This is a genomic window from Massilia oculi, assembly GCF_017582745.1.
In the GTDB taxonomy this organism is placed as follows: Bacteria; Pseudomonadota; Gammaproteobacteria; order Burkholderiales; family Burkholderiaceae_D; genus Telluria; species Telluria oculi_A.
This window is the reverse complement of the sequence record NZ_JAFVIM010000012.1, coordinates 176,854-188,190: the sequence shown is the minus strand read 5'-3', so window position 1 is coordinate 188,190 and position 11,337 is coordinate 176,854. Positions and strand designations below refer to the sequence as shown.

10 protein-coding genes and 2 rRNA genes are annotated in these 11,337 nt (G+C 64.6%); 5 read left to right on the top strand and 7 right to left on the bottom strand.

The window, feature by feature from the left end; genetic code table 11:
• Positions 1 to 93 (bottom strand): 16S ribosomal RNA (locus tag J3U95_RS15760); the annotation flags it as partial.
• 307 nt (positions 94 to 400) lie between these two features.
• Positions 401 to 1,315 carry a LysR substrate-binding domain-containing protein gene (locus J3U95_RS15755; protein WP_208279549.1) on the bottom strand — a complete coding sequence of 305 codons (915 nt, stop codon included), beginning with the start codon at positions 1,313 to 1,315 and terminating at the stop codon, positions 401 to 403.
• A gap of 100 nt (positions 1,316 to 1,415) precedes the next feature.
• Here J3U95_RS15755 and J3U95_RS15750 point away from each other — a divergent pair, with 100 nt between their 5' ends.
• Complete coding sequence (locus J3U95_RS15750) at positions 1,416 to 2,294, top strand: aldo/keto reductase family oxidoreductase (RefSeq protein ID WP_208279547.1); 879 nt, start codon at positions 1,416 to 1,418, stop codon at positions 2,292 to 2,294.
• Here J3U95_RS15750 and J3U95_RS15745 read toward each other — a convergent pair.
• From J3U95_RS15745 to J3U95_RS15725, 5 genes are all read right to left on the bottom strand, one after another.
• Positions 2,278 to 4,683 carry a penicillin acylase family protein gene (locus tag J3U95_RS15745; protein WP_229519869.1) on the bottom strand — a complete coding sequence of 802 codons (2,406 nt, stop codon included), beginning with the start codon at positions 4,681 to 4,683 and terminating at the stop codon, positions 2,278 to 2,280. The two genes, J3U95_RS15750 and J3U95_RS15745, sit on opposite strands and share 17 nt — an antisense overlap.
• Before the next feature lie 212 nt (positions 4,684 to 4,895).
• Positions 4,896 to 5,008: ribosomal RNA gene (gene rrf, locus J3U95_RS15740) — 5S ribosomal RNA — on the bottom strand.
• A gap of 107 nt (positions 5,009 to 5,115) precedes the next feature.
• Positions 5,116 to 5,925, bottom strand: coding sequence for a M48 family metallopeptidase (locus tag J3U95_RS15735; RefSeq protein WP_208279545.1), 810 nt, complete (start codon positions 5,923 to 5,925; stop codon positions 5,116 to 5,118).
• Positions 5,922 to 6,389 carry a YbjQ family protein gene (locus J3U95_RS15730; protein ID WP_208279544.1) on the bottom strand — a complete coding sequence of 156 codons (468 nt, stop codon included), beginning with the start codon at positions 6,387 to 6,389 and terminating at the stop codon, positions 5,922 to 5,924. Before J3U95_RS15730 ends, J3U95_RS15735 begins: the two co-directional genes overlap by 4 nt.
• Positions 6,389 to 6,703 carry a YbjQ family protein gene (locus J3U95_RS15725; RefSeq protein ID WP_208279542.1) on the bottom strand — a complete coding sequence of 105 codons (315 nt, stop codon included), beginning with the start codon at positions 6,701 to 6,703 and terminating at the stop codon, positions 6,389 to 6,391. Before J3U95_RS15725 ends, J3U95_RS15730 begins: the two co-directional genes overlap by 1 nt.
• A 139-nt stretch (positions 6,704 to 6,842) precedes the next feature.
• Here J3U95_RS15725 and J3U95_RS15720 point away from each other — a divergent pair, with 139 nt between their 5' ends.
• The 4 genes from J3U95_RS15720 to J3U95_RS15705 are packed head-to-tail and all read left to right on the top strand — an operon-like array spanning position 6,843 to position 11,337.
• The gene (locus J3U95_RS15720; protein ID WP_208279540.1) at positions 6,843 to 8,342 is read left to right on the top strand and encodes a B12-binding domain-containing radical SAM protein; all 1,500 of its coding nucleotides are present in this window, start codon (positions 6,843 to 6,845) and stop codon (positions 8,340 to 8,342) included.
• A gap of 54 nt (positions 8,343 to 8,396) precedes the next feature.
• On the top strand, positions 8,397 to 9,530 hold the full coding sequence (locus tag J3U95_RS15715) for an MlaE family ABC transporter permease (protein ID WP_208279538.1): 1,134 nt from the start codon (positions 8,397 to 8,399) through the stop codon (positions 9,528 to 9,530).
• Entirely contained in the window at positions 9,530 to 10,387 is an 858-nt protein-coding gene (locus J3U95_RS15710; RefSeq protein WP_208279536.1) for an ABC transporter ATP-binding protein, read from the top strand. Before J3U95_RS15715 ends, J3U95_RS15710 begins: the two co-directional genes overlap by 1 nt.
• A gap of 2 nt (positions 10,388 to 10,389) precedes the next feature.
• Positions 10,390 to 11,337 carry an MlaD family protein gene (locus tag J3U95_RS15705; protein WP_208279534.1) on the top strand — a complete coding sequence of 316 codons (948 nt, stop codon included), beginning with the start codon at positions 10,390 to 10,392 and terminating at the stop codon, positions 11,335 to 11,337.

Genomic DNA, 11,337 nt, shown 5'->3' with positions numbered 1-11,337 from the left:
GTCAGCGGAGCAAGCTCCCTGTTACCGTTCGACTTGCATGTGTAAAGCATGCCGCCAGCGTTCAATCTGAGCCAGGATCAAACTCTTCAGTTCAATCTCTGTTTGTTGACTCTTTCGAGTCATTCGCTATTGCTAGCGAAGTCGCTCACTCAAAATACTGACCGTCACTTCATTGCTGAAGCAACGTTTAATACTTTGTGCGAACATTTGATATTTTAAGTATGCAGCTGAACAAGTCAGCTGGCACCTTCATCAAACGCCCACACTTATCGACTGTTAATTTTTAAAGATCAGAATTCGGTTACTGCTTCATCTGCTGTTGCTCCGAATCGTTTTGTTCGTCAGCAGCAGAGGAATGAGATTATGCTCGTCCTGCTGAGCTTCGTCAACACCTAATTTTTCAGTTTTGTGACGAAACCGCGTCGTTGCGGATGAAGTCGACGAAGGCCCGTAGCGGCGCCGGCACCAGCCGCCGGCCCGAGTAGTACAGATAAGGTCCAGAGAACTGCGGCCACCACGGCTGCAGCACTGGCTCCAGCTCCCCACGCTCGACATACGGCTTCAACCAATCCTCGAACAGATAGATCACGCCCAAACCCTGCACCGCGGAATCGATCGCCAGGTCCAGCGCCCCGCCCACCTGCACCAGCAACTGCCCATTCGGCTCGATGGTCACCGTCTCGCCGGCGCGCTCGAACATCCAGTCGATCATCGCGCCACTGGCAAAGCGCGCCCGAATGCATGCGCCGGGCGCCAGCTCGCGTGGATGCCCGGGCGCCCCATGGCGGGCCAGCCAGGCGGGAGAGGCCGCGGCCGCCATCCGCTGCGTGCGCGGGCCGATCGGCACGGCGATCATGTCCTGCTCCAGCCGCTCCTCGTAGCGGATGCCGGCGTCGCAGCCAGCCGCGAGCACGTCGACGAAGCTCTCCTCGGCCACCACCTCCAGGCGGATCTCCGGATATTTGGCAAGAAACGCCGGCACGATGGCCGGCAGTACCAGGCGCGCCGCACTCATCGAGACATTCAGCCGCAAGGTGCCGGTGGGCGTATCGCGAAAACCATTGACCACGTCCAGGGCGCTGTCGATTTCGCTCCACACCGGATCCAGGCGCGTCAGCAGGCTGCTGCCGGCCTCGGTCGGCGCCACGCTGCGCGTCGTCCGGTTCAGCAGGCGCACGCCCAGACGCGCTTCGAGGCGCCGGACCGCTTCGCTCAAGCCGGAAGCGCTGCCATCGGTTGCGCGTGCCGCTTCCCGGAAGCCGCCGGCGCGCGCAACGGCGACAAAGGCCGACAGATCTCCTAGTTCAATTTTCATTGTTCGCTTTTTCGTACAGCCCGTGTTGATTTCACCCGATTGTCACACAGATCGGTGCGACTTATCTTGATTGCACCAACTCAAAACAAGGAGCGACACCATGTCCACCACGATCGATCAAGCCGGCACCCATACACTCGGCAACCGCACGGTCCGCCGCCTCGGCTATGGCGCCATGCAACTGGCGGGGCCGAACGCCTTCGGCCCGCCCAAGGATGCGGCCGTCGCGCGTGCGGTACTGCGCGAGGCGCTGGAGCTTGGCGTCAACCACATCGACACCTCGGATTTCTACGGCCCCCACGTCACCAACCAGTTGATACGCGAAGCACTCCACCCCTACCGCGACGAGCTCGTCATCGTCACCAAGGTCAGCGCGCGACGGGGCGCCGATGGCAGCTGGCTGCCCGCCTTCTCGGCGCCCGAACTGGAGCAGGCCGTGCACGACAACCTGCGCAACCTGGGACTGGATACCCTGGAAGTCGTCAATCTGCGCGCCATGTTCGACCCCTACAAGCCGGCCGAAGGCTCGCTCGAGCCTCAACTCGCCACGCTCGCCGAGCTGCACCAGCGCGGCCTGATCCGGCACATCGGCCTGAGTAATGTGACGCCGCGCCAGCTCGAGGAGGCGCAGCGCATCATGCCCATCGCCTGCGTCCAGAATATGTATAACCTGGTCCATCGCACTGACGACGCCATGATCGATGCGCTGGCGCGCCAGGGAATTCCTTATGTGCCGTTCTTCCCGCTCGGCGGCTTTTCGCCCCTGCAGTCGGACGCCCTGTCCGCCGTCGCCGCGCAACTCGGTGCGACACCCATGCAGGTGGCGATCGCCTGGCTGCTGCAGCGCTCGCCGAACATTCTGCTGATCCCGGGCACCTCGTCGCCTGTTCATCTGCGCGAAAACCTGGCAGCAGCCAAGCTCAGCCTGCCGCAGGACGTGCTTGCTCAGCTTGACGCGATCGCTACTCCCGCAGCGTGAGCGTCGTGTAATGCGGATCGGCCCGGATCTTCTCTGGCGTGAAGGGAAGGCTGGGCCACTCCTTGCGCGAATACGCCATGGTCTGGTCGGCATACCAGGGTGACCTGGGGTCGGTCGACTGGCCATAGGTCAGCATGGCCTGGGCCACCGGCCCCTGCTCGTCGAACGTGACGGTCTGGATATAGCTCTGCCCCCAGTGTGCGCCGACATAGCCCTGCGCCGTCAATCCGCTGCGCATGGTCAGCGAGCCGTAAGTTCCTTCCTGATTGCCATTGCCGCCATGTAGAGGAATGCGCACGCCGTTGCGCGGCTCGACCTGATAGTCGCCCAGCCGGCCGTCGAACGGCACGCCGAGCGACTGCAGCTTGTCCGCCGCGCCTTTGAGCGCCGTCAGCATCGCCGGCATGGCCGCCGGCGCCACCCCAGACGGCGTATTCACCGGATCGGCCGGATCGAAAGGCACCGCCCATTTGTTCGCAATCGCCGCTGCCGCGCCCCAGAATTCGCGGAACAGCACCGCCCCACGGCTATCGAGATCGGCGCGGCGATCCCAGCCCTGCAGCGCCACGCAAGCCCGCCTCACCAGCGCATCGTCCGACGCCGCGCAGGCCGGCAGCAATTCCGGCAACACGAGCTCGGCCGCATACACGCGGTTCGAGAACGCCAGCGCCTGCATGTCGCCCAGGCTCAGTTTGCTGCGCCGGGCCAGCACATCCTCGACCTGGCGGAAACCGATCCGCGTGCGCAGGCCCTGCTCCACATTGATCCGCCCATACAGCGGCGAGTAGCCCAGCGGCGCGGGCCCGGTCAGCAAGGCCTTCGGATTGGTCAGCCAATAACTGTCGTTCGAATTGCCCACATAGTCGGTGCGCATCATCCACGGCGCAGTGGCCGGAGAATAGATGCCGGGCGGCGCACCCGGATCCTGTCCCCAGCCGCAGCTGCTGCGCGACCCGTCGAACAGCAGTGCCGCCTGCAGCAACAGGCAACCGTTGGCGAATTTGTCGGCGTTCATGTGCGGCACGACGCTGGCGTCCGCGTACAGCGTATTGCCCTCGCGGTCGGCCGCGACCGTATTCACCCACGGCAGACCCACCACCTTGTCCAGCGAGTCCTTGAGCGCGCGCACGTTGCCGGCGGTACCGATGCCCAGCCATTGCTCGAGCAGGCGCGTGTTGCTGCGGTTCGGGTCGGCCAGCACATAGGCCGCCTCCGCCGTCCACGTCATGCCCGCCGCCGGCCGGCTGATCACGGCGCCCTGGTGGCTGAAATAAAAGGTCTTGCTGCGCCGGCCGACCAAGCCGTCCGGCAGCAGCGCATCGACGTGGACCGTCTTCGACGTCATCCTGCGCCGCTCGCCGTCATATAAATACGTGGTGCCGCTGGCGTCGGCGGAGTCCAGCGCCAGCCGGAAGGTGGTGAAGTGATAGGCGAACGTCACCGTGTGGCTCCACGCCAGGTCGCGATTGAAGCCGATCACGACGGCCGGGATGCCGCCGATGATCACGCCCATCGCATCATAGCGCCCCGGCACGGTCAGGTGAGCCTGGTAGAAGCGGTCGGTCGTGGTCCAGGGATAGTGCGGATTACCCAGCAACAGCCCCCGCCCGTTGGCGGACAAGTCCTTGCCCACCGCCAGCGCATTGCTGCCGAAACCTTGCTTGTTGAGCTGATCCAGCTGCGCCACCAGCGACGAGGCGTCGATCTTGCGCGGCGCCCTTTTGGCCAGGCTCACGCTCGCCCCGGGAACCCGCCCGGCCGCGACGAAATCCCTGGCGAAAGCCTGGCCCGAGGCGTGCAGCGCCTTCTCCGCCACCACCAGAACCATATCGTCGAGCGTCATCGGCCGCACCCATTTGGCGTCGGCGCAGGCGGCCGGCAGCTTGCCGCCGGCATCCTTCAGGTAGCGGTTATAGCCCTCGACAAAACCCTCGAGCAGATCGCGCGGCTCGCGCGGCCCCGCCGCATAGCCGGCGCGCAGTTGCTCGATATCGAGGTAGCCCTTGAAGAAGAAGTCGCTCTCTTCATTGTTCAAGTCCATGAAACCGCTGCCGCCGCCATACTCGTCGCCCGTGCGCTGGCGCGGTCGCGCATCGGCGCCGAAGAACAGCGAGCGCTCGCCACGCACGGTCAGCAGGGAGTCGGCGAACATGCAGAGATTGTCCTGGGCATAGGCATACGCCAGCCCATAGCCAAGGCCATGGAAATTATCGGCGCGCACGTGCGGCACGCCATGCGTCGTGCGTGCGAGCTCGACCTGGACGCGGGCGGCAGGCTCGGAAGGCGGCTGCGATGGCGGTGCCGGATCGTCGTCGCTGCTGCAGGCGCCAAGCGCCAGCACGAGCATCGAGGCAAGAAGAAACCGGATCGTGGGGACAGGAGGCTTCATGAAGGTGCTTTCTGCGGCAACGGCCGCATATTGGAGGATGGCGGAACGAAGGGCAAAAGACGCAACAACTTTAGTCCTAAACTAGTGCCCACACACCATCACTTACGCACAACTTCTCAAAATAGATGAGTTTTACGCAACAGCACCATTTCGGCCGGCCAGAAAGCAAAAAAGCCCACCGGTCATCCGGTGGGCTTTCTCTCTATTGAATAGCCTGACGATAAACTACTTTCACACTGGTTGCAGCACTATCATCGTCGCAATGTCGTTTCACGGTCCTGTTCGGGATGGGAAGGGGTGGTACCGACTTGCTATGGTCATCAGGCATAACTTGCTGGAAAACTGTTCCTCTACTGGGCAACAGGCTTCCTGAATTCCGGCGTGCATTCTATCAGGCAAATCCGCCAAGTGCCAGCGTTATCGCCGAAACGATCAAAAGCGCGGCAAGGGACGCACATCGCCTGTCTTCATCCCCGTCTGGCGGATCGCTTCCCGCAACGCGTCGATGCGCGCCCCCATCGATGGATGCGACGCCAGGTAGTGCGTGAACGCCGTCACATCGTCCTCCTTGCGCAGGGTCTCGAAGAATTCGGTGGCGCCGCCGGCATGTCCGTAACGGCACTGCAAGATGTCGAGCGCCTTCCCGTCGGCCGCGGCCTCGCGCCCGCGCGAATAGCGGGATTCCCCCAGGTGCTGGGCCGGCAGCAGCACGCCGGCGGTCCCGGAGCCATCACCCGTCAGCAAGGCAGCGGCCGTCACCAGCACCAGCCGCCGCCCTAGCGCGCGCAAGTGATCGCGGTGCGCGAGGTGAGACAGTTCATGGGCCAGCACGAATGCCATGCCATTCTCGGAACGCACGCTGTCGAACAGTGCCGAATGCACGATGACCAGCCCGCCAGGCGCGACCATCGCATTCGGTGACGCCGAGCGGCTGACCCGCACCGTCACCGGCGCGTTCACCCCGGCGCACGTCTTCAGGCCATCCACCAGGGCCTGCGCCCACGCCTCACGCCCTTGCAGTGCGGCCTCGGCGCGCGGCGGTGTCCAGGCCACCAGCTGCGTCAGCCTGGCCTCGGTCTCCGGGTTCATGCGCTCGACGACCACGTCGACCAGCCACCCCAGCGCCAGGTAAGCAGCGAAAATCACCGCCGACAGGCCGGCCAGGATCAGCACAAAATCCTTCAGTGGATGTTCGTGCGAGACATTGTCGTTATGCTCGGGCAGCGAAGCCTGGTATTTCATGCGGGCGCGAACCCCTCCACATAATAGATGGCGGTGCCGTAGGCCAGCACCTCGACGCCGGTCACCTGACGCGGCTGGCTGCCGGCCAGCGGCATCGTTTCCAGACGGACGTTGACGATCTCATCGGCGCCGGGGCAGCTTTCCTTCAGGCGCAGCAGCGCTTCGCGCTTGGCCCGGTCGAGCAAGGACTCATAAGACTTGACCGATCCACCCACGATCGAGCGCAAGGCCGAGGCCGCTTTCTTGAAATGGTCGACCGAGATGACCACGCTGCCCGTGACCAGCTCGCTGCGCGCGACCGGCGCCGTGCCCACCAGGGTGCGCAGCGAGGTGGCAGGCAGGTGCACGAACGCTTTTTCGCGCTCGACGATGGAGCGGTAATGCCGGCGCTCGGCCATCCTTCCGAAGACGTAGCCCAGCACGACGGGCACCGTCCAGAAGGCGATCAGAAAAAGGATTTCCATTACGCGACCGTCACTGCGGTGCCGTAGACATAGATCTCGGCGGCGCCGGCCGCCACCGACGAGGTCGAGAAGCGCACATTGACGATCGCATTCGCGCCCATCTGCTGCGCCTGCGCCTTCATGCGCTCCGTGGCCTGCTCGCGCGACTCTTCCAGCAGCTCGGTATAGCCGCGCAGCTCGCCGCCAACCATATTCTTCAGGCCCGCCATGATGTCCCGCCCGACGTGCTTGGAGCGCACCGAACTGCCGGAGACGACGCCGTGGCAAACCGTAATGTTCTTGCCGGGGATGGTTTCGATATTCGTAAGAAGCATGATGGCATTCGAGTAAGAAAGAGTGGTCGATTGTAGACAGTAATCTTTATCACAAGCAATTCGCACTGCATATACAGGTCGAAAGCCTTATCCGGCGCAGTAAAATACCGCCTTGCGCCGCCACCTTCTCTTTCCCGCCATGACGATCCTGCTCTCGACCCTCAACGCCCGCTACACGCACGCCTCGCTCGGCCTGCGGTACCTGCTGGCCAATATGGGCCCGCTGCAAGAGCAGACCCAAGTCCAGGAATTCGTCATCGGCGCCAAGACCACCGACCTGGTCGAGCGCATCCTGGCGCACACGCCGCGCATCGTCGGCTTCGGCGTCTATATCTGGAACGTGGAAGAGACCACCCGCCTGGTGGCCATGCTCAAGCGCGTGGCGCCGAACGTGACCATCATCCTGGGCGGCCCGGAAGTCTCGCACGAGACAGGCGAGCAAGAGATCGTCAAGCTGGCCGACTACGTCGTCACCGGCTGGGGCGACGTCACCTTCCCCAAGCTGTGCCGCGAGATCCTGGAAGGCCCCAAGCCGATCATGAAGGTGCATGCAGGCGTGCAGCCGCCGATGGGAGAGATCGCCCTGCCCTACTCTTTATATAGTGAGGAGGACATCGCCCACCGCACCCTGTACGTGGAAGCTTCGCGCGGCTGCCCGTTCAAATGCGAATTCTGCCTGTCCTCGCTGGACAAGACGGCCTGGCCCTTCCCCCTGGATGCCTTCCTGGCCGAGATGGAGGCGATGTACCAGAAAGGCGCCCGCCTGTTCAAGTTCGTCGACCGCACCTTCAACCTGAACGTCAAGACCAGCCTGCGCATCATGCAGTTCTTCCTCGACAAAATCGAGGCCAACCCGGACGACCCGGTCTACGCCCACTTCGAGCTGGTGCCCGACCACCTGCCGGAAGCGCTCAAGGAAACGATCGCCAAATTCCCGGCCGGCGCGCTGCAGTTCGAGATCGGCATCCAGAGCTTCAACCCCGAGGTGCAAGGCCTGGTCAGCCGCCGCCAGAACAACGAGAAGGCGGCCGAGAACATCCGCTGGCTGACCCAGCACTCCACCGCCCACCTGCACGTGGACCTGATCGCCGGCCTGCCGGGCGAGGACGTGGCCAGCTTCGCGCGCGGCTTCGACCACCTGGTGAGCCTGGGCGCCGAAGAGATCCAGTTCGGCATCCTCAAGCGCCTGCGCGGCACGCCGATCATCCGCCATACCCAGGAATTCGGCATGGTCTACGATCCCTACCCGCCCTACACGGTGCTGGCGACGAACAGGATCGACTTCGCCACCATGCAGCGCCTGGTGCGCTTTGCCCGCTACTGGGACCTGGTGGCCAACTCGGGCCGCTTCGCCAACACCATCCCGGTGCTGCTGGGAGAAGCGCCGTTCGACAACTTCATGGCCTTCTCGGACTGGGTCTATGCGAATACCGACGCCACCCACCGCATCGCGCTGGACCGCCTGGCCAAGCTGGTGGCCCAGTGGCTGCAGAGGTGCGGCATGGATGCCAGCGAGGCGGCTGCGCTGCTGGCCAGCGACTATGCCGGCAAGGTCGATGCGCCGATGCGTCCAGTGAAACAGGATGCAGCGCCGAAAGCGGTCGCGCCGGCGCGCCAGGTGCGCCATCTGGCGGCCTGACACGCAACCGTATCGTGGCTGGCAACACAAACGATTCTCTTTTACACTGGCGCAATGCGGATTGAAAATGCGCCAACATTAACCATTCAACAGTCCGGCCAGGGGGCCGGCCAATCCGTCATTGCCGAGGGAGTCTGGCAAGTCCATGGCCTGTCGCAGCGCGGCGTCCTCAAGGGCATCACGCGCCAGCTGGCCGGCCTGAAGGACAAGGGAGCCTGCGAATGGGACCTGTCCGGCATCGAAAGCCTCGACCACATCGGCGCCCAGATGTTCTGGAATACCTGGAACAAGGCGCGTCCCAAGCGCCTCAAGCTCGACCCGCGCCAGGAAGACCTGTTCCGCCGCATCGAGGAGGCCAGCCACATCAAGCTGCCGCGCCACCGGACGAGCCCCTTCCATTGGGTGGTCAAGCTGGGCGCCGGCATCCTGAACTTCTTCGAGCACCTGCGCAGCTTCATCGGCCTGATCGGGATCGTGATCCAGGACCTGGGCCGCTTCCTGCGTCGTCCCCAGGCCGGACCGTGGCGCGAGATCTCGGCCAATATCTATCACTCCGGCTTTCAGGCGCTGGGCATCACGGCCATGGTGGGCTTCCTGATCGGGATCGTGCTGTCCTACCTGTCGTCGCAACAGCTGCGCATGTTCGGCGGCGACGCCTACCTGGTCAACATCCTCGGCATGGCGGTGATCCGCGAACTGGGCCCGCTGCTGGCCGCGATCCTTGTCGCCGGCCGTTCCGGCTCCTCGATCACCGCCCAGCTGGGCGTGATGCGGGTGACCGAGGAACTCGACGCCATGCTGGTGATGGGCGTCTCGCACGGCTACCGCCTGATCATGCCCAAAGTGATCGCGCTGGCGATCTCGATGCCGCTGCTGGTGGTCTGGACCGACGCCATGGCCCTGCTGGGCGGCATGGTCTCGGCCAAGATCGAGATGGGCATGTCGTTCCGCTACTTCCTGCAAAAGCTGCCGGACGCGGTGCCGTTCGTGAACTACACCATCGGCCTGCTCAAGGGCGCGACCTTCGGCGTGCTGATCGCCCTGATCTCGTGCCACTTCGGCCTGCGCATCAAGCCCAACACCGAGAGCCTCGGCCGCGGCACCACCACCTCGGTGGTCACCGCGATCACGGTGGTGATCCTGGCCGACGCGGTGTACGCCATCATCTTCAACGGGACGGGCTTCTGATGCCGGGCACCAGCAAACACCGCCGCCAGGAACTGAACCTGCGCCCCGACGAGGAAGTCGGCGCGCCGGTGGTCCAGATCCGCAACCTGTGGACGCGTTTCGGGCGCACGGTGGTGCACCAGGACCTGAACCTCGAGATCTACAGCGGCGAGATCCTCACCATCGTTGGCGGCTCGGGCACCGGCAAGACCGTGCTGCTGCGCCAGATGCTGGGCCTCGAGCGGCCATCGCAGGGCAGCGTGCGCGTGTTCGGCGAGGACATCAGCGCGGCCTCGCCCGGGCAGCTGCAGCGCATGCGCAACCACTGGGGCATGCTGTTCCAGCAGGGGGCGCTGTACTCGGCGCTGAGCGTGTTCGACAACATCGCCCTGCCGATGCGCGAGCTGCGCTCCCTGCCCGAAGACGTGATCCGCGACGCCGTGCTGCTCAAGATGAATATGGTGGGCCTGGGGCCCGAGCACGCCAACAAGATGCCGGCCGACCTGTCGGGCGGGATGGTCAAGCGCGCCGCGCTGGCGCGCGCGCTGGCCCTCGAGCCGCAGCTGCTGTTCCTGGACGAACCGACGGCAGGGCTCGACCCCGACCTGTCGGACGCCTTCGTCACCCTGATCCAGACCCTGCACCGCGAACTGAAGCTCACGGTGGTGATGGTCACGCACGACCTGGACACCCTGTTCGCGCTGTCCTCGCGCATCGCGGTGCTGGCCGAGAAGCACGTGCTGGCGGTGGGACCGTCGTGCGACGTGCTGCAGGTCGAGCATCCCTTCATCAAACACTTTTTCCTGGGCCCGCGCGGCCAGCGGGCGCTGGAAGTGCTCGACGAGCGCCACGCCCAGCATGAATCGGAGAATCGATAGTTATGGAAAACAGGTCACATGCCCTGATGACCGGCATCTTCACGATCGCGCTGCTGGTGGCGACCGTCCTGATCGGCCTCTGGTTCAACCGCGACAAGACCGAGCTGGTGCCCTACGAGATCGTCACCACCCAGTCGATCCCCGGCCTGAACCCGCAAGCCACGGTGCGCTACCGCGGCCTGGAAGTCGGCCGCGTCGACGAGATCGTGTTCGACCCGCGCGTCACCGGCCAGATCCTGATCAAGCTGTCGGTGGACGCCGCCTCGCCGATCACCAGCACCACCTTCGCCACCCTCGGCTACCAGGGCGTCACGGGCATCGCCTTCATCCAGCTCGACGACGAACGCACCGGTTCGCCGCGCCTGCAGACGGGAGGGGATCGCATTGCCCGCATCCCGCTGCGCCCTGGCCTGCTCGACCAGCTGGAAGACCGCGGCCTGGCGATCCTCGAGAAGGCCGAGAAAGTAACCGCCAGCCTCGACGAACTGCTCAACGACGAAAACCGCGCCAAGATGGTCGGCGCCTTCGAGAGCGTCGAGCGCGCCGCCGACGCCTATGCCGCCATTCCGCAACGCCTCGATCCGGTGCTCGACCAGTTGCCCGGCCTGGTGAACAAGGTCAACCGCAGCATGGATTCGGTCGACACCCTGGCCAACAGCGCCACTTCGATGACGCGCAACTACGACCAGCTGGCGACCCGCCTGCAAGCGCCGGACGGCCCGATCGAGCGCCTGAACACCACCATCGGCGCGCTGGGCGCCGCCACCAGCCACCTGGAACTGGAGACCCTGCCGCACGTGGTGCAGATGACCGACGAGGCGCGCGCCTCGCTGCGCGCGGTGCGGCGCACCGCCAACTCGTTCTCCGATCGCCCGCAAAGCATCCTGTTCGGCACCCCGGGCGACGCGCCCGGCCCCGGCGAGCCGGGCTTCGTGCCACCGACCAAATGA

Coding starts and splice junctions, on each gene's coding strand:
- J3U95_RS15755 (WP_208279549.1), bottom strand. CDS start 1,315: ATGAAAATTGAACTAGGAGATCTGTCGGCCTTTGTCGCCGTTGCGCGC.
- J3U95_RS15750 (WP_208279547.1), top strand. CDS start 1,416: ATGTCCACCACGATCGATCAAGCCGGCACCCATACACTCGGCAACCGC.
- J3U95_RS15745 (WP_229519869.1), bottom strand. CDS start 4,683: ATGAAGCCTCCTGTCCCCACGATCCGGTTTCTTCTTGCCTCGATGCTC.
- J3U95_RS15735 (WP_208279545.1), bottom strand. CDS start 5,925: ATGAAATACCAGGCTTCGCTGCCCGAGCATAACGACAATGTCTCGCAC.
- J3U95_RS15730 (WP_208279544.1), bottom strand. CDS start 6,389: ATGGAAATCCTTTTTCTGATCGCCTTCTGGACGGTGCCCGTCGTGCTG.
- J3U95_RS15725 (WP_208279542.1), bottom strand. CDS start 6,703: ATGCTTCTTACGAATATCGAAACCATCCCCGGCAAGAACATTACGGTT.
- J3U95_RS15720 (WP_208279540.1), top strand. CDS start 6,843: ATGACGATCCTGCTCTCGACCCTCAACGCCCGCTACACGCACGCCTCG.
- J3U95_RS15715 (WP_208279538.1), top strand. CDS start 8,397: ATGCGGATTGAAAATGCGCCAACATTAACCATTCAACAGTCCGGCCAG.
- J3U95_RS15710 (WP_208279536.1), top strand. CDS start 9,530: ATGCCGGGCACCAGCAAACACCGCCGCCAGGAACTGAACCTGCGCCCC.
- J3U95_RS15705 (WP_208279534.1), top strand. CDS start 10,390: ATGGAAAACAGGTCACATGCCCTGATGACCGGCATCTTCACGATCGCG.